This window comes from Nitratireductor sp. OM-1, from assembly GCF_003296175.1.
GTDB classification, from domain to species: Bacteria; Pseudomonadota; Alphaproteobacteria; order Rhizobiales; family Rhizobiaceae; genus Nitratireductor; species Nitratireductor aquimarinus.
The window spans coordinates 517,950-543,489 of record NZ_CP029209.1; the positions used below are offsets into that span (position 1 = coordinate 517,950).

The 25,540-nt window shown below is 62.6% G+C and carries 20 protein-coding genes; 14 read left to right on the forward strand and 6 right to left on the reverse strand.

What is annotated here, in order from left to right:
* Nucleotides 1-110: 110 nt before the first annotated feature.
* The 10 genes from DEJ54_RS21520 (at nucleotide 111) to DEJ54_RS21565 (ending at nucleotide 12,838) form a co-directional block, all read left to right on the forward strand.
* Nucleotides 111-866, forward strand: coding sequence for an aspartate/glutamate racemase family protein (locus DEJ54_RS21520; RefSeq protein ID WP_162742429.1), 756 nt, complete (start codon nucleotides 111-113; stop codon nucleotides 864-866).
* Nucleotides 867-924: 58 nt separating this feature from the next.
* Entirely contained in the window at nucleotides 925-2,568 is a 1,644-nt protein-coding gene (locus DEJ54_RS21525; protein WP_206544944.1) for an ABC transporter substrate-binding protein, read from the forward strand.
* 113 nt (nucleotides 2,569-2,681) lie between these two features.
* Nucleotides 2,682-3,659: an ABC transporter permease gene (locus DEJ54_RS21530; protein ID WP_065818244.1), complete on the forward strand. Its 978-nt coding sequence runs from the start codon at nucleotides 2,682-2,684 to the stop codon at nucleotides 3,657-3,659.
* Nucleotides 3,652-4,548, forward strand: coding sequence for an ABC transporter permease (locus tag DEJ54_RS21535; protein WP_083213120.1), 897 nt, complete (start codon nucleotides 3,652-3,654; stop codon nucleotides 4,546-4,548). The genes DEJ54_RS21530 and DEJ54_RS21535 overlap by 8 nt, the downstream gene beginning before the upstream one ends.
* Nucleotides 4,545-5,564 carry an ABC transporter ATP-binding protein gene (locus DEJ54_RS21540; RefSeq protein ID WP_113156801.1) on the forward strand — a complete coding sequence of 340 codons (1,020 nt, stop codon included), beginning with the start codon at nucleotides 4,545-4,547 and terminating at the stop codon, nucleotides 5,562-5,564. Before DEJ54_RS21535 ends, DEJ54_RS21540 begins: the two co-directional genes overlap by 4 nt.
* Before the next feature lie 8 nt (nucleotides 5,565-5,572).
* Nucleotides 5,573-6,553 carry an ABC transporter ATP-binding protein gene (locus DEJ54_RS21545; protein WP_224873538.1) on the forward strand — a complete coding sequence of 327 codons (981 nt, stop codon included), beginning with the start codon at nucleotides 5,573-5,575 and terminating at the stop codon, nucleotides 6,551-6,553.
* A gap of 28 nt (nucleotides 6,554-6,581) precedes the next feature.
* On the forward strand, nucleotides 6,582-7,577 hold the full coding sequence (locus tag DEJ54_RS21550; RefSeq protein WP_113156803.1) for an NADPH:quinone reductase: 996 nt from the start codon (nucleotides 6,582-6,584) through the stop codon (nucleotides 7,575-7,577).
* 38 nt (nucleotides 7,578-7,615) lie between these two features.
* Complete coding sequence (locus DEJ54_RS21555; RefSeq protein WP_113156804.1) at nucleotides 7,616-9,442, forward strand: hydantoinase B/oxoprolinase family protein; 1,827 nt, start codon at nucleotides 7,616-7,618, stop codon at nucleotides 9,440-9,442.
* On the forward strand, nucleotides 9,429-11,471 hold the full coding sequence (locus DEJ54_RS21560) for a hydantoinase/oxoprolinase family protein (protein WP_245447822.1): 2,043 nt from the start codon (nucleotides 9,429-9,431) through the stop codon (nucleotides 11,469-11,471). The genes DEJ54_RS21555 and DEJ54_RS21560 overlap by 14 nt, the downstream gene beginning before the upstream one ends.
* Nucleotides 11,468-12,838 carry a M20/M25/M40 family metallo-hydrolase gene (locus DEJ54_RS21565; protein WP_113156806.1) on the forward strand — a complete coding sequence of 457 codons (1,371 nt, stop codon included), beginning with the start codon at nucleotides 11,468-11,470 and terminating at the stop codon, nucleotides 12,836-12,838. The genes DEJ54_RS21560 and DEJ54_RS21565 overlap by 4 nt, the downstream gene beginning before the upstream one ends.
* A gap of 76 nt (nucleotides 12,839-12,914) precedes the next feature.
* Here DEJ54_RS21565 and DEJ54_RS21570 read toward each other — a convergent pair whose 3' ends face one another.
* The 5 genes from DEJ54_RS21570 to DEJ54_RS21590 form a co-directional block, all read right to left on the reverse strand.
* Nucleotides 12,915-14,909: a CocE/NonD family hydrolase gene (locus tag DEJ54_RS21570; RefSeq protein WP_113156807.1), complete on the reverse strand. Its 1,995-nt coding sequence runs from the start codon at nucleotides 14,907-14,909 to the stop codon at nucleotides 12,915-12,917.
* A gap of 65 nt (nucleotides 14,910-14,974) precedes the next feature.
* Nucleotides 14,975-16,627 carry an ABC transporter ATP-binding protein gene (locus tag DEJ54_RS21575; protein WP_113156808.1) on the reverse strand — a complete coding sequence of 551 codons (1,653 nt, stop codon included), beginning with the start codon at nucleotides 16,625-16,627 and terminating at the stop codon, nucleotides 14,975-14,977.
* A complete protein-coding gene (locus tag DEJ54_RS21580) occupies nucleotides 16,620-17,453 on the reverse strand; it encodes an ABC transporter permease (RefSeq protein ID WP_113156809.1) in 834 nt (277 codons plus the stop codon). The genes DEJ54_RS21575 and DEJ54_RS21580 overlap by 8 nt, the downstream gene beginning before the upstream one ends.
* Entirely contained in the window at nucleotides 17,450-18,451 is a 1,002-nt protein-coding gene (locus DEJ54_RS21585) for an ABC transporter permease (RefSeq protein WP_113156810.1), read from the reverse strand. Before DEJ54_RS21585 ends, DEJ54_RS21580 begins: the two co-directional genes overlap by 4 nt.
* A gap of 66 nt (nucleotides 18,452-18,517) precedes the next feature.
* On the reverse strand, nucleotides 18,518-20,119 hold the full coding sequence (locus tag DEJ54_RS21590) for an ABC transporter substrate-binding protein (protein WP_113156811.1): 1,602 nt from the start codon (nucleotides 20,117-20,119) through the stop codon (nucleotides 18,518-18,520).
* A 203-nt stretch (nucleotides 20,120-20,322) separates the two neighbouring features.
* Between DEJ54_RS21590 and DEJ54_RS21595 the strand changes: the two genes are divergently transcribed.
* Entirely contained in the window at nucleotides 20,323-21,117 is a 795-nt protein-coding gene (locus tag DEJ54_RS21595) for a helix-turn-helix transcriptional regulator (protein WP_113156812.1), read from the forward strand.
* A gap of 10 nt (nucleotides 21,118-21,127) precedes the next feature.
* Here DEJ54_RS21595 and DEJ54_RS21600 read toward each other — a convergent pair whose 3' ends face one another.
* A complete protein-coding gene (locus tag DEJ54_RS21600; protein WP_113156813.1) occupies nucleotides 21,128-22,096 on the reverse strand; it encodes a sugar-binding transcriptional regulator in 969 nt (322 codons plus the stop codon).
* Nucleotides 22,097-22,303: 207 nt separating this feature from the next.
* On the opposite strand from DEJ54_RS21600, the gene DEJ54_RS21605 reads away from it, so the two are divergent.
* The 3 genes from DEJ54_RS21605 to DEJ54_RS21615 all read left to right on the forward strand — a co-directional run bounded on the left by DEJ54_RS21605 (nucleotide 22,304) and on the right by DEJ54_RS21615 (nucleotide 25,535).
* Nucleotides 22,304-23,632, forward strand: coding sequence for an extracellular solute-binding protein (locus tag DEJ54_RS21605; protein ID WP_113157140.1), 1,329 nt, complete (start codon nucleotides 22,304-22,306; stop codon nucleotides 23,630-23,632).
* A gap of 67 nt (nucleotides 23,633-23,699) precedes the next feature.
* Entirely contained in the window at nucleotides 23,700-24,608 is a 909-nt protein-coding gene (locus tag DEJ54_RS21610) for an ABC transporter permease subunit (protein ID WP_245447823.1), read from the forward strand.
* Between the two features lie 3 nt (nucleotides 24,609-24,611).
* Nucleotides 24,612-25,535: an ABC transporter permease subunit gene (locus DEJ54_RS21615; protein ID WP_113156815.1), complete on the forward strand. Its 924-nt coding sequence runs from the start codon at nucleotides 24,612-24,614 to the stop codon at nucleotides 25,533-25,535.
* Nucleotides 25,536-25,540 lie beyond the last annotated feature (5 nt).

Below are 25,540 nucleotides of genomic sequence, written 5' to 3' on the forward strand. Positions count from 1 at the left end.
TTCTCGCATTATCGTTGTCTGCTGCACGGTTGCAATATTGCAGATTTGTGATTTACTCAACGGAAATAAGAAACAATGTTTCACACAATAAAACAATGAGGGGCGATGAAATGCGTGTTGCTTATGTCGTACCGGGGCCGATGTCCAAGGGGCCGATGGGGCTGAAGGAGATGAAGCGGCGCGAAGCGCTGCTGAATGCGTGGGCATTCACCGGCACCGAAGTGTCGGTCATTGATGTTGTGGACGGACCAGCATCAATCGAATCCGCTTATGAAGAGGCGCTGTGCATTCCTGCCACGATCGACGTGATCATGCGTTGCGAACGTGACGGGTTTGACGCTGCGATCATCGGTTGTTTTGGCGATCCGGGCCTGGAGGCCGCGCGTGAACTGACGACCATGCCGGTTGTTGGCCCATGCGAAAGTTCGCTGCTTCTGGCTGCCAGCCTGGGGCACAAGCTCTCCGTGCTGACCATCTTCGAAAGCATGGTTGCCGGGCAGGAGCTGCTTGCCTACCGGGCGGGTGTCCTTGAAAAGCTCGCTTCCGTGCGGGCCACGGGCATTCCCGTTCTGGAGCTGATGAAAAACCCGGATCAGACGCGCGAGAAGCTGATCGAGACGGCAACGCTTTGCGTGAAGCAGGACCGTGCCGACGCTCTTTTGTTCGGCTGCATGACGATGTCGTTTCTGGATCTTGCGGACGAGGTTTCCGCCGCCGTGGGCGCGCCGGCCATCAATGCCGGCAAGGCCGCGCTAAAGCACGCGGAAACGCTGGTTTCCATGGGGCTCTCCCACTCCAAGACAGCCTATCCCATGCCCGCCAAGATGCGGGCCGGCCAGTCCTTCGAGGCGCTGCGGGTGGCCTGAGCCTGCGCGCCGACAAGACAACGACAAAAATCTTCAGAGGAGAAGCAGGATGATACCAATGCGCAGAGCGGTTGTCTCGACCGCGTTTCTCGCCCTTCTTGCCGGGACGCCGGCATTTGCCGGCGATCAGATCAGAACCATCGACCTGTTCACCCGCCCGCAGGCGGCGCAGCCACAGGAATTCCAGTCGATCCAGCTCATTGCGCAGGAGTGGCGCAAGCTCGGTCTCGATGTGAATGTGCGGGTCATGCCCTGGGAGCAGATGTCGGACGTCGTCTGGTATCAGCGCGACAACTGGGACGCCACGGCCTGGCAGATGGTCGGTCGGCCCGAGCGCTCGGACCCCGATGAGATCGTCTTTAACCTGTTCCATTCGACCACGGCGGACAAGGGTTACAATTTCATCGGTTACCTGAACCCGGAATACGACACGGTCGTTGAAGCCGAGCGGGTCGAGATCGACGAAGCCAAGCGCAAGGAGCTGATCGACAAGGCGCAGGAGATCCTCGCCGCCGACCAGCCCAACATGATGCTTGTTCATCCCAAACAGACATTCGCGTTCGACAAGACGGTCTGGGACCCGGCCTCGGTTGTCGAGCAGAGCGGCATTGGCATTCGCAACACGTGGACGTTCATGTCGCTGACGCCGGTTGGCGAACAGAAGGACATCATCCTCAACTCCGGCGACAATGTGCAGGCGATCAACCCGCTCTACATCTCCGGCGGCGTGGACAGCTGGGTGTTCGAACTGGTCTATGACCGGCTCGTGCGTGTCGGTCCCGATGGCCTGCCCAAGGCCTGGGCGGCCGAAAGCTATGAGTGGAAAGACGACAAGACCATCGCGGTGACGCTGCGCGAGGGCATGAAGTGGCATGACGGCGAGCCTGTGACGCCGGAAGACGTCAAATTCTCCTTCGAGACCGCCGTCAGCGGTGAAGCGCCGATGTATGCGCCATTCGCCACCAATATCGAGAATATCGCGATTGACGGTTCCACGATCACCTTCACGCTCAAGCAGCCGGCGGCGTCGTTCGTCACGTCGAGCCTGGCGAAGATCAATCTCATTCCCAAGCATGTCTGGGAGCCGATCATCGCCGATCTGAAGACGAAGGAAGAGAACGCGGAAAGCTATCAGGAAGAGACACCCATCGGTTCCGGGCCGTTCAGGTTCGAGCGCTGGCTCACCAATGAGGAAATCGTCCTTTCCGCCAACAAGGATCACTTCAACGCACCGAAGGCCGAGCGCTGGATTCTGCGCATCGTGCCGAATGTTGAAGCGGCGCTGGGCATGCTGCGCTCCGGCGAGATCAACTTCCTCGCCGAATTCTCCGGTGATCCGCAGGTGCTGCTGCAGGCAGCCGAGCAGGATGGCGATCTGGAAACCGTTTCGACCGTCGAGATGGGCTTCCGTTATGTCGCGTTCAACAACCGCCGTCCGCCCTTCGATGATCCGGCATTCCGCCGCGCGCTTTCTTCGGCCGTGGACCGTCGCCTGATCGTCAAGGCTGCCTATCGCGGTTACGCCGAGCCTTCCAACTCCGTTGTCTCTCCCGCGCTGGGCTTCTGGCACAATGAAGCGGTGGTCGAAGGCTTCGAGGCTGGCCACGATGTGGCGGTGAAGATCCTTGAGGATGCCGGCTACACGCTCGAGGGTGACCGCCTGCATTATCCTGGCGACCAGAAGGAAACGCTGGCCGAATAACGCCCTGACAGGCGCACTGTCACGGTGCGCCTGTCTCCTCCCGACGCGCCACGCTGCCGCGCCCTGCGGTGACGCGGCCAGAATTTTCGCGCCGAGACAAGGGAAGCCTGTTCATGTCCCATTTGAAGGCGATGGCCAGCAGAGCGCTGCAACTCGCTCTCGTCCTCTGGGCGGTCGTCACGATCCTGTTCCTCATGTTCCGCCTGATGCCGGGCAATCCGATGGCGGCCTATATCGACCCTACCTTCACTGTGGAACAGCAGGAAGCGCTGATGGCGCAGTTCGGCCTCGACAAGCCATTGTGGGAGCAATACCTCATCTATCTCGGCAATCTTCTGCAGGGTGAGCTGGGCCAGAGCTTTCGCTATCGCGAGCCTGTGGCCGAGCGGCTGATGACGCTCCTGCCCAACACGCTCATTCTCACATTCTCTTCGCTTATCGTGGCCTACACGTTCGGCATTCTTGCCGGCGCGTATCTTGCCTGGCGGCGCGGAAGCGTCGTGGAGAACACGGCAATTCCGCTGGTTCTTACGACGCGCGCCATGCCTGAATTCTGGCTCGGGATGGTGCTGCTTGCCGTGTTTTCCTTCTGGCTCGGCTGGTTTCCCGCCGGCGGCACACGGCCGGCCGGCGCCAGCTATGACAGCTTGTGGGCGCTTTACACCTCGCGGGAGTTCCTGAGCTATCTGGCGCTCCCGGCCCTGACACTGGCGATTTACAGTCAGGGACTGCCGCTTCTTCTGATGCGCTCGAACATGCTGGATGTGATGAAGGAAGACTTTGTCACCATGGCCCGCATCAAGGGACTGTCCAACTGGTCGGTCGTGGTGCGCCATGCCGCGCGCAACGCGCTGTTGCCGGTCATGACATCCTTCGCCATCGCCGTCGGCTACCAGCTTCAGGGAAATGTGGTCGTTGAATCCGTTTTCTCCTGGCCGGGGCTTGGACGCGAACTCGTCAATGCCGTCTCGGCATCCGACTATCCGCTGGCGCAGGGCGCGTTCCTGATGATCGCCGTGGTGGTCATCCTGATGAACCTCATCGCGGACCTTCTTTATTCCCTGCTCGACCCGAGGATCAGCCATGCTTGATACCACGCTTCCCAGGCCGGGTTTCGTCGCGCGCTTCTTTCGCAGCCTGCGTCTGCCTTTGAACGACCCCTTCGCCGTTGCCGGCCTCGCCATCTATGCGATCTTCATCCTGACCGCGATCTTCGCCGATGCCATTGCGCCATACGATCCGACAGAGATCCTCTACACGCCCGATTACGATCTGGCCGCCGATCTGCGTCCGGGTGAAGACGGCTTCATTCTCGGCACCACCAGCCTTGGCCGGGATATCTTCTCGCAGATTGTTTACGGCACGCGTTCCGCGCTGCTTATCGGACTGACAGCGGCCTTCATGGTGGCGCTGATCGGATCGATCGTCGGGCTGGTTTCCGGCTATTTCGGCGGCTGGGTGGACGCGCTCCTGATGCGGCTGGCAGATGTGGCGTTCGGCATACCCTTCCTGCCTTTCGTCATCGTGCTTGCCGCTTTCCTTGAACCGTCGATCTGGAACGTCGTCATCGCCATGGCGCTCGTTCTGTGGCGCGACACGGGGCGGGTCATCCGCAGCCAGGTCCTGACGTTGCGGTCCCGCAGCTATGTGGATGCGGCAAGGGTTTCAGGCTCTTCGGATTTCAAGATCATTCTGCGGCACATCGCGCCGAACATCCTGCCGCTTTCCTTCCTTTACGGGTCCATCGCCATCGGCTGGGCCATTCTGACGGAGGCGTCGATTTCGTTTCTCGGCTTTGGCGATCCCCAGTCGATCAGCTGGGGCTACATGCTGCAGGACGCCTTCGCCAGCCAGGCGCTCGCGAAGCAGGCCTACTACTGGTTTGTGCCTCCCGGCGTCTGCATCATCCTCGTCGTGTCCGCGGGCTTCTTCATTACCCGCGGCTATGAAAACCTCCTGTTTCCGAAGCTTGGCCGATGACTGAAACATTGCTTTCCGTTCGTGATCTCAAGGTCAGCTATCAGGTTGGCAAGGGTTCAATCGATGCTGTCGATGGCGCGAGTTTCGACGTGCCGCGTGGCTCCATCGTCGGTCTTGTTGGCGAGTCCGGCTGCGGCAAGACCACCGTCGCCAGAGCGCTGACAAGGGTGATCGCCGACAATGCGAGCATTACCGGCGGTCAGATCCTGTTCGACGGACAGGATATCGCGGCGCTGCCCGAACGCGAGATGAATGCGCTGCGCTGGCGCGACATCGCGTTCATTCCGCAAAGCGCGATGAACTCGCTCGATCCCGTCTACACGGTCGAATATCAGCTCAACGAGGTGCTGCGGCGACGCGGTGGGCTGGGGCGCAGGCAAGCGCGGGCGCGCTGCGAAGAACTGTTCGAGATGGTTGGCATCGAGGCCGGCAGGCTTGGCGATTATCCGCATCAGTTTTCCGGCGGCATGCGCCAGCGCGTGGCCATCGCTCTGGCCCTTGCGCTCAATCCCAAGCTGGTGATTGCCGATGAACCGGTGACGGCGCTCGACGTGATCGTTCAGCGGCAGATCCTCGACCAGCTGCGCGAACTGCAATCGATGCTGGGCATTTCGGTGATCCTCGTCACGCATGACATCTCGGTCGTCGCCTATGTCTGCGACCGGACGGTGGTGATGTATGCCGGGCGCATTGCCGAAGCCGGCCCGATGGACGCCGTTCTGATGGAGCCGTCGCATCCCTACACAATGGGACTGCGCAATGCGTTTCCCGATCTGAAAGGGGCGGCAAGCGGTGTGCTGACGCCCATTGAGGGCGCGCCGCCCAATCTCGCCTTTCCGCCACCGGGGTGCCGCTTTGCGCCCCGCTGCCCGTTCGCAGTGGAGACCTGCACCACGCAGCAGCCGGCGCTCGGCATGGTCGCGCCTGACCATCGGGTCAGCTGTCACCGGGCGGATGAAGCCGTCAAGCTGCGGCAGGAGGCGGCCCGCACCGAAACATGGCTCGCAGACGCATGAGGTTGGCTGTGTCGAAACCACCCAAGCCGCTGGTCTCCGTCAAGGATGCCCAGCTCCATTACCGGGTCGGCAGCGCCTTTTCGGCGATGCGTGGCCACTCCTCCGTCGTCAAGGCGGTGGACGGTGTGACATTCGAGATCCAGAAGGGCGAGAGTGTCGGCCTTCTGGGAGAGTCCGGCTGCGGCAAGACCTCCATGGGGCGGCTGCTTCTCAAGCTTGAAGAGGCGACCGGTGGCGAGATCGAGTTCGCCGGCGATGCGCTTTCCGGTCTGAAGGGACCGGCGCTCAAGCGCTATCGCGCCAAGGCGCAGCTCATCTTCCAGAACCCGTTCGAAGCGGTGAACCCACGCTTCACGATCCGTGCCACACTGGCCGAACCGCTGGAGAATGCCGGCATTCCGGCAGCCGAACGTGAAGGGCGCATCATCGAAGCGTTGGAACTCGTGCGCCTGCCACAGCCACAGCAATATCTTGACCGGTATCCGCACCAATTATCGGGCGGCCAGTTGCAGCGCGTGGTGATGGCGCGGGCGCTCATCCTGCAACCCGACTTCGTGGTTGCGGATGAACCGGTTTCGATGCTCGACGTGTCGGTGCGTGCAGGCGTTCTGAACGTGTTTCGCGATGTGCGCGACCGGCTGAACCTGACTGCGATCTACATCAGTCACGACCTGGCCCTTGTGCGGTATGTCTGCGAGCGAACCATCGTCATGTATCTGGGCCGCATCATGGAAGATGGACCGACCGAGGACATCGTCCACGAGCCGCTGCACCCATACACCAAGGCGCTGGTGGCGGCCGTTCCGGTGCCGCATCCCGACCAGAGCCATGATCCGCTTCCCATTGGCCGTGGCGCGCCTGATCCACGCAATCCGCCTTCGGGTTGCGTGTTCCGAGACCGTTGCCCGCTCGCTTTCGACCGTTGCGCCAAAGAAGCGCCGGCGCTGCGTCCCGCAGGCAGCCGCAAGGTCGCCTGTCATCTTTTCTGAACACTTGCCGTCAGGACTGGACGAAACAATGTTTGCAGCTTTTTACACGCGCACAGGGCCGGCCCGGGAGGTGCTTGAACTGGGCGAACAGGCCGTACCTGTTCCCGCCAAGGGCGAGGTTCTGGTGCGGGTGCGTGCATCGGGCATCAATCCCGCCGACGTGAAACGCCGGGCTGGCTGGCACGGCATGGCGATGGAACACGCATTGGCGATCCCGCACACGGATGGCGCAGGCGAAATCGCCGATGTGGGCGCGGGCGTGGACCGCACGCGCGTCGGCGAGCGTGTCTGGCTCTGGAACGCGCAGGGCGGCTACGGAACCGCAGGCCGAGCATTCGGAACGGCTGCGGAATATGTGGCGATCCCTGCCGATCAGGCGGCGCCGCTTCCCAAAGGCTTGAGCTTTGAGGACGGAGCGTGTCTCGGCGTGCCGGCGATGACGGCCTATCGCGCGGTCTTCGCCGATGGGCCGGTGGAGGGTCAGACGATACTGGTCAATGGCGCTGCGGGTGCGGTTGGTCATTTCGCAGTGCAACTCGCCCGGGCCGGCGGTGCGCGCGTCATCGGGACCGTGAGCAGTGACGAGGCGGCGAGCCATGCCCGGAGAGCCGGCGCAAGCGAGATCATCGACCGCAAGCGCGAGGATGTTGTCGCGCGCGTTTTGGACATAACGGAGGGCGAGGGGGTCGACCGCATCATCGAGGTGGACTTTGCCGCGAACCGGCTGAGCGACATCGCCATTCTGAAAGCCAACGGGACCATTGCTTCCTATTCCTGCAGCAGCGATCCCGAGCCCGTTCTCCCCTATTACGCCTTCGCCAACAAAGGCGCGAACCTGCGCTTCATTCAGGGCTTCAACATTCCGTCTGCTTCCCGGCGCGCCGGAGAGGCGATGCTGACCCGTCTTGCCGAGGAGGCGCGTCTGCACGTTGCCATCGGCGCTACCTACCCCCTCCGCGAGATCGCGGATGCCCATGAGCATGTCGAGCGCGGAAGCCTCGGCAATATCGTTGTCAGCGTGTGACGAAGCGACGTCGCACCGGCCATTGATAAGGAAAGCAAATGCTTCAATCCTCGCCATCCACCCCACCGCCCGAATGCGACACGCCGGTCTGCGACCCGGTTTCGCTGGAGATCATTCGCGGCGCAATCGCCGCCGCGCAGGCCGAGATGGAAGCGCTTCTGGAGCGCACCGCGATTTCCGCGTTTATTCGCGAGAAGAAGGACTTTTACACCGCGCTGTTCGATGCAGACGGAGTGATGGCCGTTGGTTCGATGGTGCCGATCTTCGGCGACATGACCGGTCCGGTTTTCGAAAAATTTCCCGCCGATACGATGCAGCCGGGCGACCTCTACTGGTACAATGACTGCTACGGTTCGCGCGGTGCGGTTTCGCACTCAAACGATCAGGTTCTGCTCGCACCGGTGTTCCGCAATGGCCGACGCTGCGCCTTCGTGATGAGCTGGGCGCATTTTGCCGATATCGGCGGCATCCGCCCGGGCTCGATCAGCCCGGATGCCACCGAGATCTTTCAGGAAGGCATCATTGTTCCCGTCACGAAGCTGATCGATGCGGGGCAGACCAACGAGGCCGCGCTGTCGATCTTCCATCGCAATTCGCGTTTTCCCGAACAGAGCAATGGCGACATGCGCGCCCTGATGGCGTCCGTCGATCTTGGTGTTCGGCGTGTCGGTGAAATCATCGACCGGTTCGGCGCTGATGTGGTTGCCGATGCATTCGACCAGCTGCTTGCCCGCACACGTCGTCTGGTGCGCACGAAACTGGCCGAGACCTTTGATTACGGTACGCATAGTTTCACCGATGCCATTGATGGCGACGGGCACGGAAACGGGCCGTTCAAGATCCGTTTTTCGCTCTCCCGCGAGAAGGGCAGCGACGGGGAAGACCGTTTCACCTTCGATGCAACCGAGACAGACGATCAGGCTCCCGGCCCGGTCAACTATCTCATGAATGAGGGTGTGCCGGGCATGGCGCTCGGCCTCTACTATCTGGGTGGCGACCCGGCGCAGGTCTGCAATGCGGGTGGCCCGAACGCCATCGATGCGGTCAAGCTGCGCGAAGGTTCGCTGCTTGCGCCGCGTTTCCCCGCACCTCTTGGCATGCGCGGACTGACGGCGATGCGCGTCATCTCCGCCATGAGCGGGCTGGTGAATGTTGCGAAAGGCGAAGCGCCGGCTGCCAATTCGGCCTATGTGATCAGCATCATGCGCGGCAATTTCCGCAATGAAGCGGGCGAGCTGGAGCGTTTTCTTCTGGCAGACGGGATTGGCGTCGGATACGGCGCGCGCCCCGATGCCGATGGCATCGATGCGGTCTATTTCGTTGCGCAGGAAAACTATCCGGTCGAATTCCTCGAACTCGGTTATCCGGTGCGGTTGCGCACCTATGGCATCGCGCAGGACTCTGGCGGCGCAGGACGCCACCGCGGTGGTTGCGGCATCGTGCGCGAATACGAGGTGATGGCCGAGGACGCGGTGCTGGCGGTTCGTATCGACAGTGTGAAGAACCCTCCCTGGGGCATCGATGGGGGTCAGGGTGGCGGTTCCGGCCGGGCCATCGTCAATCCGGGAACCGACCGGGAGCAGGTTCTGGCACCGCTCTCGGACGGCAACAGGCTGGTGCGCGGCGACATTCTGCGCATCGAGACCGGCGGGGGCGGCGGCCATGGCCATCCCTTCGACCGTCCGGTCGGCAAGGTGATCGAGGATGTTCTGGGCGGGTTCGTCAGCCCTGAAGCAGCCAGAAGCCTTTATGGCGTGGTGATGGAAGGCAACCGGGTGGACGCCGATGCCACCGTTGCCGCCCGCGCCGAACGTCCTGCCCACCGTCGTTTCCATCGTCAGGAGTATGTCGATGTCCTCAGCTGAATCTTCCCTCGCCATCGCTGTCGATATCGGCGGCACCTTTACCGACATCTCCCTTCTCGACCGGTCGAGCGGAAAAGTGTGGCGCGCCAAGACGCCCAGCGTGCCGCAGGATCCTTCAGAGGCCTTTCTGACCGGCATAAGACTGGCGCTCGCGGATGCGGGCGCGGAGGCGAGCGATCTTGCCCGCGTGCTGCATGGCACGACCGTCGCCACCAACATGATACTTGAGGGCAAGGGCGCGCGTACGGCGCTTGTCACCACACGCGGCTTTCGCCACGTGCTCGCCATCGGCCGGCAGGACATCCCGCGCAAGGCCAATCTCTACAATTGGGTGAAGCCCGAGCGCCCCGTTCCCGCATCGCGGATCGTCGAGGTGGATGAACGGCTTGCGGCAGGCGGCGCGGTTCTGGAAACGCTTGACGAAGACAGTGTCAGGCAGGCGGCGAGCGCCATTCGCGCCATGAATGTGGAAGCCGTTGGTGTCTGCCTCATGCATGCGTTCGCAAATCCCGCGCATGAAAGGCGGGTGGCCGAAATTCTGCGGGAGGAACTGCCGGACATTGCGGTGACGATCTCGACCGATGTGCTGCCCGTGGTGCGTGAGTATGAGCGTTCGCTCACCACTGCGCTGAATGCTGCGGTGATGCCGGGTGTCACAAGCTATGTGGGCCGGCTGGAACGCCGGCTCGAAGATGAAAAGGTCGCCGCCCCGCTGCTTCTGATGAAGTCGAATGGCGGAGTGGCCGGTGCGGCGGCAATCCGCGAAGCGCCAGCGCTTACGGCGTTGTCGGGGCCAGCGGCCGGGGTGGTCGGTGCACGCGCGATTGCCGCCGCATGTGGTATTCGCGATCTGATCACCGTCGATATCGGCGGAACCAGCGCCGACATTTGCCTGATCAAGGATGGCAGGATCGACCTCACGCAGCATGGCAAGGTTGGCGACTGGCCGCTGCCGCTGCCGATGGTGGACTTGGTGACGATTGGTGCCGGCGGCGGGTCGATTGCCGCCGTCGAGGACGCGACCCTGACCGTGGGGCCGCGCAGCGCCGGCGCAAGGCCGGGGCCAGCGGCCTATGGCCATGGCGGGCAGGATGCGACCGTCACCGATGCCCATGTGGTGCTTGGTCATCTGCCTGAGAAGCTGCTGGGCGGGCGCATGGGCCTTGATGTCGAGGCAGCGCGCGAGGTGGTGCGAAAAGGGGTCGCCGAACCGCTGGGCCTGTCGCTCGAGGCAGCAGCGCGCGGCGTTCTCCAGATCGTCGACAACCACATGGTTGGCGCTGTTCGTGTGGTGTCCGTCGAGCGCGGGCACGATCCGCGCCACTTCACACTGGTGCCCTTCGGCGGGGCCGGCCCGCTGCATGGCTGCGCCCTTGCGGAGCTGTTGGGCATTTCGCGCGTGATGATCCCGCCCGCGCCGGGTGTGCTATGCGCCGACGGGCTGCTTGCAGCCGATCTCAAGGCCGAGTTCAGCCGGACCCTGCCAAAGGCCGGGGCGATTGACGTCGTAACCGCGAAAGGGATTTTCGGGGAGCTTGAACAGCAGGCCGATGCGTGGCTGACGGTGGAGGGCGTTCCCGAAGACAAGCGGCAGACGGATCGCGTGGCGCTGTTGCGCTATTACGGGCAGGGTGGCGAAATAGCGATCCCCTGGGCGGAAACGCGCGAAGCCGTGGAAGAGGCTTTCACCGCCGAACACAAGGCGCTCTACGGTTTTGCGCTTGATGCGCCCATCGAACTGGTCACGCTGCGGGTTGAGGCCACGGGCCTGACATCGGAACCGCCGCGTGACGGGCTTCAACCGGGTGGTCCCCTTGAAGCTTACGATCATGCGCCGGTGCAGTTTGCCGATGGAACCCGTGACGTTCCGCTGATCGACCGCAACACAATCGGGGCCGGGACACGCTTCGATGGACCGGTTATCCTCACGCAGCTCGACACGACGATTCTCGTGCCGCCGGGCTGGACGGGCGAGGCGCATGCGGTTGGAGCGATCATCCTCACACGACAGGAAGGAACGGCTGTATGAGCGCTTCTGACGACGAATTGCAGAAAGTCTTCGAGCATGTGGACGCCAACAGCGAGGTGTTTATCGCGCGGGTGATGGACTATGTGAGCCATCCTAGCATCAGCGCTCACGACATCGGCATTCGCGAGGTCGCCGATCTGCTCGTCGACATGCTGAAAGGGCTCGGCATGGAGGCGGAAACGGTTGCGACAAAGAACCATCCGATGGTTCTCGCCAGGCGCGATGTCTCACCCGACAAGCCGACCATCCTGCTCTACGGTCACTATGACGTTCAGCCGCCGGACCCGCTGGAGCTTTGGGACAGCCCGCCCTTCGAACCGACGATCCGCAACGGAAGGATCTATGCGCGGGGCATTGGCGACAACAAGGGCCAGCACTTCGCCCAGATTCTCGCCATCGAGTCCCATCTGGCCGTTCATGGCGATCTTCCGTGCAACATCATCTTTTTACTGGAAGGCGAGGAGGAAATCGGCAGCCCGCACATTGCCGATTTCGTGCGCGAACATGCCGATCGCCTGCAGGCCGATCTTGTGGTGACCTCGGACGGGCCGCTGCATGAGTCGGGGCTGCCTGTGGTCACGTTTGGCGTGCGTGGTGTGGCGGGGTTTGAGCTGCGGGCCAAAACAGCCGGGCGCGATGTTCACTCGGGCAATTTCGGGGGTGTCGTGCCGAACGCCGCCTGGAAGCTGGTCCATCTCCTTTCGACGATGAAGAACGCCGCAGGCGAGATCACCATCGAAGGGCTGACGGAACCGGTAATCCCGGCGACGAACTCGGAGCGGGAGGCGATCTCGAAAATTCCGCTCGACGTGGAGGAGGTCAAGGCCGAACTCGGACTGGCCGAACTGGATGGTCCGCTGGAGCGGGGCTATTTCGACCGCCTGATGTTCCACCCGACCCTGACGATCAACGGCTTTCACAGCGGCTATGACGGACCGGGCATGAAGACGGTTCTGCCCTGCGAGGCGTTCGTGAAATGCGATATCAGGCTGGTTGAACCGCTGACGCCGGACTACGTCTTCGAGAAGGTGGCCGCGCATGTGGAGCGTCACGCGCCGGGTGTCGAATTCATACCGCTGAACGGCATGCTTCCTTCCAAGACGCCTATGGACTCGCCCTATGCTGAGGCGATCAGCAAGGCCGTGAAGGCCGCGCGCGGCGTGGAGCCGCTGCTCTATCCGACGGTTGGCGGCAGCCTGCCGGATTATGTCTTCACGAAAATCCTGAAGAAGCCGGCTTTCGTGGTGCCCTATGCGAATGCCGACGAAGCCAATCATGCGCCCAACGAAAACCTCGAGATTGAGCGTTTCATTGATGGGATCAAGACGGGTGCGGCGCTGCTGACCGAGATCGGCCGCATGCGCTAGCTGTCAGTGTTGCTTGAATGAAGGGCGCACCGTGCCTTGAAGCCGGTGCGCCCTTTTTCATGCGATGAGACCGCGCTTACATGAAATCGCGGGGAATGGATTTCTCATAGGTCTTCGAGAACAGGGGCTGGCCGTTCTCGAAAGCGCTCACGCGTGCGCTGACAAGCCATTGATCACGCGTGCAGGAGAGTGTCGACGTGATCTTCGTGACGGCTTCCCAGCCCGGCCGCGACTGGATCGTGGTCCATTTGATGTCGGCGCGCATGGATTGCGGATCGTCAGGCGAGATGGACCAGTCCTCGTCGCGGATTTCCTGCATCTGGAGCCCGTGGACCGGATGCACTTCCGCGCCGGTGTCTTCCTGCAACCGGTAGTGCGTGACGCCGGCGATCAGATCCCTGACCACTTCGCGCCTGCTCTGTGCCGGAGAGGGCATGTCGTATTTTGGCAGGGGATCGGGGTTGGCCGGTTCGGGCAGGGTGATGCGCTCATGCGCGCCGAGAAGGGGCATGGAAAGACGCAGGCTGCCCGTGTCGATCGTCAGGCCCGGCGCATCCGGCGAAGGCAGGATGAGCGGCCAGTAGGATGTCGAGAGTGCAATCTTGATCCGGTGGCCGGGGCCAAAGCGATAGCCCATATTGTCGAGCTGCATGCGGATGCGGGTGGGCTCGTCATGCGGCATGGCTTCCGGCGCGGCATTGCCATTGCGGTGGGCAAGATTGAGAACGCCGTAGCAGACACGGGTTTCCGTGCCGTCGGGATGCACGTCGATGATCCGCGCGGCGAGGTTCTCCCAGTCGGCGCTGCAGCGCACTTCCAGAACGAGTTCCGGCATGCCGAGATAGACCGCTTCTTCCTGAAGCGGCGCAGTTTCGAAGCACAGCGAACCGCCATTGTCGGGCCGCTGATCGCCGGCGAGCTCCGGGCCGGGCGCGGTGGTGAACCAGTCGCCGGACGCAGTGCCCGTGTCGAGCGGGGAGCGCAGGAAGTGCAGGCCCGTTCCCTCGTTCTCTTCGCCGGGCGCAAGGGCGCCGCCAGCCGAGACGCCGTAAAGGTCGTTCTGCGGCGTCTCCCAGCGTTGCTTGGCGACCCAGAAGCCGGGATCCACTTCGCGGCACAGCAGCGGGCGGGCGCCGTCAATGATGTAGGCGCGCATCTGCGGCAGTTTTTCCGCACCCGTGTCGCCATCCTCAAGCCAGTGTTTCCACCAGGCGATGGCCTCGGCGTGGAAATCGACGCGGGGTCTGGGCCATGCGAAGTGCGGGTATTTGTGAACCCAGGGGCCGATCAGCGCCTTGGCCGTATCGCCGATGCCCTCAATCGCCTTGAGCGGGGTGTTGCGATAACCATCGGCCCAGCCGGCGATGACCAGCGAAGGAACGGCGACGTCGGCAAAATTCTCGCAGATGGAGCCCTGCTGCCAGTAGGCGTCGCGGCGCTGATGCGCGAGCCATTCGGCCATGAAGAAAGGTTCGTTCTCCAGCCGGTCCAGCCACATCTCGCGCCAGCTCTCGCCGGCTACGGCAATGTCTGGCGAGCGGGACTGGTAAGCGAGCATGGTTCCCGCCCAGGAGGCCTGCGCGGAAAGCTGCGTGCCATTCTTGTAGTGGATGTCGTCGTTGTAGCGATCCGTGGTGGAGGCGATGGAAATCACCGCCTTGAGCTGCGGCGGCCGAAGCGCTGCGACCTGAAGGCCGTTGAAGCCGCCCCAGGAAATTCCCATCATGCCGACATTGCCGTTGGACCAGGGCTGTGCGGCGATCCATTCGAGGATTTCGCAGGCGTCGGAGAGCTCGCGCGGCGTGTATTCGCCGTCGATCACGCCTTCGGATTCGCCGGAACCACGAATGTCGACGCGCACGCCGGCAATGCCTGCTGCGGCAAAGACCGGATAGGTGGATTCATCGCGTGCTTCCGTGCCGCCCCGCTTGCGATAGGGCAGATATTCGAGAACCGCCGGCACCGGGCGGTCCTGCGCGCAATCGGGCATCCAGATGCGGGTCGCCAGACGCGTGCCGTCCCTGAGTGTGATCCAGTGATCTTCGGATGTCGTGAAGCCTTGTTGCGACATGATGAACCTTCTTGAGTTGGGTATGCGTGTCGCCCGGTGATCTCCTTGATCGCCCGGGCGACGGGTCAGTTGTCGGCGCTCTCGATCTGACGGGTGGAGAGCACCTCTTCGAGCCAGCCAAGCCGCATCTCCGGCACGGATTTGAGCAGGAGATTGGTGTAGGCGTCGAAGGGAGGGCTGAGCGCCTCGGATTTCGGTCCGAAGCGGACGAGGCGGCCGCGATGCATCACGGCGACGCTGTCGGCGATGGCGCGCACGATGGCGATGTCATGGGTGATGAAAATGTATGACAGGCCACGTTCGCGCTGCAGTCCGGTCAGCAGTTTGAGGATGCCGTCCGCCACCAGCGGATCGAGCGCCGAGGTGGGCTCGTCACAGATGATCAGGTCCGGTTTTGCCGCCAGCGCACGGGCGATGGCCACACGCTGTTTCTGCCCGCCGGAAAGCTCTGCGGGATAGCGGTCGATGAAGCCCTGGCCCATCTCGATCTGATCGAGCAGCTCACCGACGCGCCGGCGCTGTCCGGCACCGCGCAGCCCTTCGTAAAAGCGCAGCGGACGCCCGATGATCTGACCGACGGTCTGGCGCGGATTCATGGCCGTATCGGCCATCTGGTAGATCATCTGCATGCGGCGCAATTGCTCGCGCGTGCGGTGCTTCAGCTGCGGCGGCAGTGTTTCGCCATCGAAGCGGACGTCGCCCGTATTCGGGGCGAGGAGGCCGGTCGCGACACGGGCAAGCGTCGATTTGCCCGAACCGCTCTCGCCAACGATGGCAAGCGTCTGCCCTCTGGGCACGTGCAGGGACACATCGTGCAGAACGGGTGTCGGGCCATAGGCGGCGTTGATGCCCGCCATTTCAAAGAAGTGGTCCGACTGCTCCGCAGCCTCGGTGTGGCGCACCGCACGCACATTCACCAGATCGCGCGTGTAGTCTTCATCCGGGTTCTCGATGATCTTGCGCGTGTCGGCATGTTCCACGGTTTCCCCATGGCGCAGCACCATGATGTCGTCGGCCACCTGCGCGACAACGGCAAGGTCGTGCGTGATGTAGAGAGCCGCCGTGCCGGTCTGCTCTATGGCGCTTTTGATGGCCGCAAGCACGTCGATCTGGGTGGTCACGTCGAGCGCCGTGGTGGGCTCGTCGAACACGATCAGTTCCGGCTCGGGGCAAAGCGCCATGGCTGTCATGGCGCGCTGAAGCTGACCGCCTGAAACCTGATGCGGGAAGCGGTTGCCGAAGGTTTCGGGCTCCGGCAGACCCAGCAGGCCGAAGAGGCGCACCGCACGGGCGCGCGCCTCGTCTGCGGTCGCGAGGCCATGGCGCAGCGTGGCCTCGATCACCTGATCCATGAGCCGGTGGGCCGGATTGAACGAGGCTGCCGCCGACTGCGAGACATAGCAGACCCGCGCACCGCGCACGCCGCGTATGCCCCGGCTGCCGAGCCCCAGAATGTCTTCGCCATCGAGAAGAACCCTGCCGCCGGTGATCTTCACACCGCCGCGCCCATAGGCGAGTGCGGCGAGGCCGATAGTGGACTTTCCGGCGCCCGATTCACCGATCAGGCCGAGCACCTTTCCACGCTCCAGATCGAAGCTGACGCCCTTGACGATCTCGATTTTGCGCGGTGGCTCGCCCGGCGGGTAAGCGGTTGCGCCGATGCGCAGATCGCGCACCTGCAACAGGGGCCTGTTGTCGGTCTTGAGGGGCTTATCCATCGCCGCGCCCTCCTTTCAGGCTTGATGTGCGCTTCAGGAGCCAGTCGACCACCAGATTGATGGAGACGGTGAGCACGGCAATCGCCGCGCCCGGCACGAGCGCTGCGGAGACACCGAAAATGATGCCATCCTTGTTGTCCTTGACCATGCCGCCCCAGTCGGCGGTTGGCGGCTGAATGCCGAGGCCGAGAAACGAGAGCGTCGAGATGAACAGAACCGCGAAGGCGAGCCGCAGACCGAACTCAGCCAGAAGCGGGGTCAGGGCATTGGGCAGGATTTCGCGGAAGATGATCCAAAGCGTGCCTTCGCCCCGCAGCCTTGCGGCCTCCACGAAGTCCATCGTGGACAGGTCCAGCGCCAGCGCGCGGCCCAGCCGGAAGACGCGGGTGGCGTCGAGCACGGCCATGACCAGAATGAGCACGGTCATGTTCTGGGGCAGGGCGCTCAGGACGATGAGGGCGAAGATCAGCGTCGGGATCGACATCAGGAGATCGTTGATGCGCGACAGGCCGACATCGACCGGTCCGCGCATGGCGGCGGCGGCGAAGCTCAGGAACGAGCCGAGCGAGAAGGCCAGCACCGTGGACACGAAGGCGACGAAGAGCGTCGTGCGTGCGCCGTAGATCAGGCGGGACAGGAGATCCCGGCCAAGATTGTCGAGCCCGAGCAGGTATTCCGCACTGGATGGGGCCCAGGGATCGCCGACGATCTGGTTTTCGCCATAGGGCGCAAGCCACGGTGCAAAGAGGGCGCAGATCACGGCAACGGTGATACCCGCCATGCCGATCCACGCGGAGACCGGAATAGAGCGCAGCGTCTGTTTCATCGCGGGTGCCTCAGACGGGGATTGGCGAGGACGGAGAGAATGTCCGCGGTCATGTTCAGGAGAATGTAGATGGCGGCGAACACCAGCCCGCAGGCCTGCACGACGGGCAGGTCGCGTACGGTCACGGCATCGACCATGTATTGCCCCATGCCCGGATAGACGAAGACCACTTCGACCACCACAACACCGACGATGAGATAGGCTAGGTTGAGCGCCACCACATTGATGATCGGCGCAAGCGCGTTTGGCGTTGCGTGGAGCAGGATGGCGCGCCAGCGGCTGAGCCCCTTGAGCGCGGCCGTTTCCATATAGGCCGAATCCATCACGTTGATGATCGCTGCGCGTGTCATGCGCATCATGTGGGCGATTACCACGAGCACCAGCGTTGCAATGGGCAGGGCGATGGTCACGAGTTTCGCGCCAAGCCCCATGCTCGCATAGACGGTCGCGGGGAAGGCGGCGACGGGGTTTTTGACCACCAGCCAAAGGATCAGCAGATAGGCGACGAAGAACTCGGGCAGCGACACGGCGGCGAGCGAGAACAGGTTGATGAGCCTGTCGATGAGGCGGTCGCGATAAAGCACGGCGATGAGGCCAAGCCCGATGGACAGCGGCACCGCGATGATGGCGGCTGCGCCCGCGAGCAGCAGCGAGTTGCTGAGCCGGCTGCCGAGCTGCGCGCCGATATCCTGGCCACTGGCCCAGGAGTGCCCGAAATCGCCATGCAGAAGGCCGGCGACCCAGTCGAGATAGCGCGCATAGGCGGGCGCATCGAGGCCCAGTTCCGCACGGATATTGGCCACGGCCTGCGGTGTTGCGGCCTGTCCGAGATAGGTTGTTGCGAAGTCGCCGGGTAGAGCTTCAATCCCGCCGAAGATCAGCAGGGAGCTGGCCACGAGGAGGACAAGGCTCAGAAGGAGCCTTCCGACGATGCGGGTTGTCAGCGGATAGCGGCCATGCAGCCGCGCGAGGGGAAATACCGGAATGTGATCATTCATGTGTCTGATTGGTCGGACGCGCGCAGGCTGCTGGAAGGAGCCCGCGCGGCGTCTCCGTTTCAGGGATTAGGCGGCAAGCCAGAGGCGGCTGGCGATCTGTCCGTTGGACAGGTCGTTGCCCAGATCGTCGACCCAGCCCTTCACGTTCTTGGCCTGCGCGTTCAGATAGTTGTTGAACACGGGCAGGATCAGACCGCTGTTGTCGCGCACCATCATCGCCATTTCCTGGTACAGCGCAGCGCGCTTTTCCTGATCGGTCTCGGCGCGCGCCTCAAGCAGCTTCCTGTCGAAATCCAGGTTCTTGTACCGGGTGTCGTTCCAGGTGGAGGTAGAAAGCTGCGTGGTGGTGTAGCGAATGTCCTGTGTCGGACGACCGCCCCAATAGGAAGCGCAGAAAGGCTTCTTGTTCCAGACATTGGACCAGTAGCCATCATCGGGCTCGCGCTTGATGTCGAGCGTGATGCCGGCTTCCTTGGCTGTCGACTGGAAGAGCACGGCGGCATCCACTGCGCCGGAGAATGCGGCATTGGAGGTGCGCAGGCTGATGGGGCCTTCGTGGCCGGATTTCTTGTAGTGGAACGCGGCCTTCTCGGGATCGTATTCGCGCTGCGGGATGCCCGTGGGCGAAAGCGCGTAGGCGTCGTTCACCGGGTAGTCATTGCCGAGCGTGCCATAGCCGCCAAGGATGTTGTCGAGCATTGCCTGACGGTCGACGGCGAGCTTGAGCGCCATGCGCAGGTCGTTGTTGTCGAACGGCGCGGTGTCGCCGTGCATCAGGAAGGAATAGAAGCCCTTGCCCGGTGTGCTGAGGGTTTCGACATTCGGCGCGCGCGACAGGAGCTTCATCGTCTTCGGGTCGAGCGAATTGATGAAGTGCACCTTGCCGGAGGAAAGCGCTGCAATCCGCGCCGTGTTGTCGTTGATGACGAGGATCTCGACACTGTCGACGAAACCGCGGTCTTCGTTCCAGTCATCTTCGTTGCGGGTGAAGGTGATGCGGACGCCGGGCTCGAAACTCTCCAGCTTGTAGGGGCCGGTGCCGATCACGTTTTCCGGGTCGTCCATGCCGCCATTCTGCTGGATCTGCAGGTGGTAGTCGGTCAGGAGAAGCGGCAGGTCGGCATTGCCGTTCTTGAGGGTGATCACCAGATCGCCATTCTGCTCTTCGATCCGCTCGATGTCCTCGAGAAGGCCGAGGGCGGCGGATTTGGAGTCCTTGTCGGAATGGCGGCGCAGCGTCTGCACCACGTCGTTCATCGTGAGCGGGCTGCCGTCATGGAAGCGCACATCCTGGCGCAGTTTGAAGGTCCAGACTTTCGCGTCTGCGGACGAGCTCCAGCTTTCAGCAAGCGAAGGCAGCGCCTCGCCGCTCTGGGGATCGGTGGTCACCAGACGGTCGCCCCAGGTGAAGCCGACTACGAACATGGTGCTGCCGGAATAGGTGCCGGGGTCGAGAATGTCGGTGGTCTGGCCGCCGTCGAGGCCGAGCTTCAAGTGCCCGCCGCGCTGGGGCTTTTCATCGGCGGCACGTGCGTTTGAAGGCAGAAGGAGGCCGGAAGCGCTCAGCACGAACCCTGCAGCGGCAGCAGAACCCAGAAAACGGCGTCGGCCGAGGTCTTGCACATTGTCGTGAGATGTCTTGCAGGTGGCGGGTATGCGATTTTTCATCCGAGCGATTTTCCTTCGTTTTTCTTGTCGTCGTGCGGTCCCGGCGGCGATTTTCATGGCAAAACCGTCCCCGATGCATGAAATGCGGACGGGGATTCGCGCTGGGATTGTTTGAGGTGGGACGTGTGTAGGAGGGTTGCGATTGCGTCTCAATTTCGTATGTTGACGCTAACTGACGCTAGTTGAAGCTATTTCGCCTGTTTATGTTCACTGATCGCACCAATTTTGCCGCGAACCTGCGCTTCGCATGCAGCACCCATCCCTCCGTTGCGGGCGTGTGCCGCGAGATCGGGATAAACCGGCAGCAATTCAACAGATATCTTTCGGGCCAGACCCTTCCATCTGCATACAATACGGGCCTTATCGCGCGTTATTTCGGCATTTCGGCGGAAGATTTTGAATTGTCGGAATTGCGCTTCAGGGCCATGTTCGAGTCCCCCGATGGCGCCGGTCCGCGCGCGGCGGACACGCCTCTGAGCGAGGCTTTTCCGGGCGACATGCGCCGATTGCGCGCATATCTCGGTTATTACGAACTTTTTCACAAAAGCCTGTCCTGGCCGGGCAAAATCGTGCGCAGTTGCGCCCGGCTGCGTGAGCGCGACGGTAAGGTGGAGGTGAAAACCGTCGAGCGCATGTACGATCAGGAACAGGAGTTCCGGCAGGTCTCCAAATATCTGGGACAGGCTGCTTTCTGGCGCAACCGGCTGTTCATCGTGGAACGCGGGCTGGGGCAGCAGCCCATTGTCTGCGAAACGATCCTGATGCCGTTCGGCGAATATCAGCGCAACTATCTGCGCGGGGTTACCATCGGCGTGTCCTGGCGGCGCGAAAACCTGCCTTATAGCGGGCGAACGATCTGGCGTTCCGTCGGGTCCGACCCGGACCTGCGGCGGCTGTTGCAGAGCTGCGGCGTCCTGTCGGAGAAATCGCGCAAGCTGCCGCTGCCCGTCCGGCGTTATCTCAACGAAGTGGAGAACGAGGCCGTGACCGCCTCCTGAGGCTGGGCGGCTAGAGGCCGGACAGAGCGAGAATCTCCTCGGCTGTCGCTTCATTCGTGATCAGGCAGTTTACCAGCCTGCCGCGCAGCGCGGCGCGAATGGCGGTGACGCGGCTTGATCCCGCCGCCAGACAATAGACGCGCCGTCCCTTCCGTCTTGTGAGCGGCACACTGTTCACCCGGTCATTGGCCAGACCCTCGATCAGGCGGCCTTCCGCGTTGAAGATCCAGCCGGTCATCTCGCCCACCGCCCCGGCCGCGATGTAGCTGTCGACCTCCTTCTGCGACATGAGCCCGTCGACCAGAAGCGGGGCATCGGGGCCGATATTTCCAAGCCCGACAAAGGTGACTTCCGCCTCCCGTGCAAGCCGGTGTATCTGCTTCACCGTATCGAGCTCACGATAGACTTCACGCTCCCGCGCCGAGCGGGCATAGATGGGAAGCGGCATGGGGTAGTGCCCGGCATTGATCCGGTCTGCCAGCCGCACGACCACGTTGAAGCGGGTCGAGAGGCCGCCGGGCATCATGTGCCCGAGCAGGGCCACCACTGTGTGGTCCGGGCGGTTCATCGGCGTCAGCTCTTCCACGCAGGCGCGCAGGGTGCGGCCCGTGCCGACGGCGATCACCCGCCCGCGCACGGCGGAGAGTTCGCGCTCCATGGCCCGCGCGCCGGCTTCGGCCAGTCCCGCAACCGGGCTCGTCTCGCCGGGAGCGGAGGGAACCACGTCGCAGGCTTCCAGCCCGAAGGCGCGGGTCAGCCGGTCCGCCAGTTCCATGCAGCGCATGATGGGATGTTCCAGACGAATCCGGATCAGTTTTTCGCGCAGGGCCATGGCGACGAGACGCTGTGCCGTCTGCCGCGAAACACCCATGGTTCTGGCGATCTCGTCCTGCTTGTAGCCGGCGATGTAATAGAGCCAGCCGGCCCGCGCGGCGTCGTCCAGCCGTTCCGAATAATTGTCGCCTGTGGAATTTCTCATTTTGAAAAACGCAGCCTTTTCAATTCTTTGGAATGCGTCATCGGCTGCACGAAGCAGCCGGTGAGCATTTGCCCAGCATGACCGACAAATGTCTCAGGCCTGTAACAATGGACGCCTAATTCCTCGGCCATGTCGCTGCCCGGCAAACCAGCCATCGATGTTCTGGGGCGCAAGTGGCGACGTCACCAGATCCCGATGGAGAACGACATGCCGACCTTTTTCCGAACCGCAGCCGCCCTCGGCCTTGCCGGGCTGCTGACCACAGTGGCCCAGGGCGCGCTCGCTCAGGACAAGACCTCGATCGAGTGGTGGTACGCCAATGGCGGCCGCATCGAAGAGGCCATCCAGACGATGATTTCCGACTTCAACGAGAGTCAGGACCAGTATGAGGTCGTCGGCGTCCGCAAGGGCAATTACGAGGAAACCTTTGCTGCGATGATCGCGGCCTACCGGGCAGGCAAGCATCCGGCGATCATTCAGGCGACCGAGCGCAGCGTTCTGACCATGCTGCACTCCAACGCCATCGTGCCGGTGAACACGCTGATGGAAGACAATGGCATCGACATGAAGAAGGATGATTTCCTTCCTTCCGTCGCCGCCTATTACGTGGTCGACGACAAGGTGAACGCACTGCCGTTCAACTCGTCCACCGGCATCATGTGGTACAATGCAGACCACTTCAAAGCCGCCGGTTACGACGCCCCCGCCGAGACGTGGGACGCCTTCGAAGAGCAGCTCTACGCCCTGAAGGACAAGGGTGTCACCGAGTGCGCGATGGTTCTGAACTCGGATTATGTCTGGTCGCTGATCGAGGCCTATTCCACCATCAACGATCAGCCTTTCGGCACGCAGGCCAATGGCCGCGACGGGCTCGACACTGAGTATGTCTATAACACCACCATGGTGACCAAACAGGCCGAGCGCCTGAAAAAGTGGGTCGATGACGGCATCGTCCAGCTTTCGGGGCAGGGCGCATCGCCAAGCCAGCTCTTCAACTCCGGCACCTGCTCCACCTGGTCCGCTTCCACTGCAAGCCATGCAGGCGTGGAAGCCGAGGCGCAGTTCGACTGGAGCGCGACGATGCAGCCCTACGAGGCCGGTGTCGAGCCGAAGAACTCGAACCTTGGCGGCGCTGCCCTGTGGGTTCTGAAAGGCAAGGAAGACGCCGAATACGAAGCGGCGGCTGCCTTCCTGGAATATGTCGCACAGCCTGACACGCAGGCCTGGTGGAGCGCAACGACCGGCTACATTCCGGTGACGCATGCAGCCTATGACAAGCTGAAGACGGACGGCTTCTTCAAGGAGCACCCGACCCGCGAGATCGCCCTCTTGCAGCTCACGCGCGGCGGTGAGCCGAGCGACAATTCCTGGGGCATGCGCTTCGGCAATTCCAACCAGTGGTGGGCGGTGATTCAGGAAGAACTGCAGGCTGCCTTCACCGGCCAAAAGACCGTTCAGGAAGCGCTTGATTCCTCCGTTGAACGCGGCAACAAGATCCTGCGTCAGTACGAGCAGCTCAATGCCGGCGTCAATTAATCCGGCACATCAAGGAGGGCGCCTTGCGGCGCCCTCTCTTCCCGCCTCGCGGCTGCTGCTCGCCCGGATGCTCCGGGACGATGGAACGGGGCTGAAGAAGGCGCATTACACCCAGACCTGGCTCGCCGGGCTTCTATTGTCGCCGCAGCTTCTGATCCTGCTGTTCTTCTTCTTCATCCCCTCGTTCAAGGCGCTGTCTCTGGCCTTTGTCCAGGTCGACCCCTTTGGCGGGCGGGAGATCTTTGTCGGGTTGCAGAATTTCGTCGATCTCTTTTCCGACCCCTCCTATCGCAAGAGCGCCTGGCTGACCCTCTGGTTCACCGTTGTGCAGAACATTGCGACGCTCGGGATTGCCGGCGTTCTGGCTTTCGCCACGGACCAGATCATTCGCGGGCAGGTCGGTTATCGCAGCGTGCTTCTTCTGCCCTACGCCATTGCTCCCGTGATTTCCGGCGGCATCTGGGCCTATCTGTTCAACCCGGCCATCGGTCCGGCGGCCTCGGCCCTGCATGCGATGGGCGTGCCATGGGACCCGAACCTGCGCCCCAGCGATGCGTTGATCCTGATCACCATTTCGGCGGTGTGGAAACACATCTGCTACGACTACATCTTTCTGGCCGCCGCTATGCTCGCCGTGCCGCAGAGCCTGCGCGAAGCCGCCGCCATTGACGGCGCGGGGCCGCTCGAACGTTTCCGCACGATCAGCCTGCCGCTGATTGCGCCGGTGGTGATGTATCTCTTCATCATCAACATGGTCTACGGCCTGTTCGACACGTTCAGCATCATTGATGCGGTGACCGCCGGTGGACCCGCTGGCTCGACCTCCACCCTTGTCTACAAGGTCTATCAGGACGGCTTCATCATGATGAATCTCGGTTCCTCGGCCGCGCAGAGCATCGTGCTCATGGTGCTGGCGGTGCTGTTCACCGTGCTGCAGTTCCGCGCCATGGACCGCAAAGTCAATTATCAGGTGTGATCCATGATCGAACGCAATCCCGTTCTGAACGTCATCTGCCACCTTATCCTGATTGCCGGCGCGCTGATGGTCTGCGCGCCGCTCTACTTCGCCTTCGTCGCAGGCTCGCACACCGGCGCGGAAATGGCGCAGGTGCCGCAGCCCATGCTGCCGGGCTCCAGCTTTGTGGATAATCTCGTCACGGCCTGGGAAAAGGCGGATTTCGGCCGCGCCTTCGTGAACACGCTGATCGTCACGATGGTGATCGTCGTGGGCAAGATCGTTCTGTCGATCCTGGCCGGTTTCGCCGTCACCTATTTCCGCTTTCCCTTCCGCATGACCGCATTCTGGCTGATCTTCATGTCGCTGATGCTGCCGGTGGAGGTGCGCATCGTGCCGACCTATGAGGCGGTTGCCGATGTGGCCGGTCCGCTGCGCTGGTTCCTCGATGTGACGGGGCTTTCCGCGCTCATCAACTGGACCACCGGCATCGAGATCAATGCCGGACTGGATTTCAGCATGATCGACACCTATGCGGGCCTGACCCTGCCGCTGATCGCCTCGGCGACGGCCGTGTTCCTGTTCCGGCAGTTCTTCCTGACGGTGCCGGACGATCTGTGCGAAGCCTCCAAGCTGGACGGGGCGGGGCCGATCAAGTTCCTCTTCGATGTCGTGCTGCCGCTCTCGGTGCCCAACATCGCAGCACTCGCCATCATTCTCTTCGTGTTCGGCTGGAACCAGTATCTGTGGCCGCTGCTGTTCACCACCAAGACCGAAATGACGACCGCGATCATCGCCCTGAAGGGGCTTCTGCCGGGGCCGGACGATCCGTCCGACTGGTGGAGCTACGCCATGGCGGCGTCCTTCATCGTGATGCTCCCGCCGACCGTCGTCATCCTCACACTGCAACGCTGGTTCGCACGCGGACTGGTGGATGCCGGGAAGTGATCCCG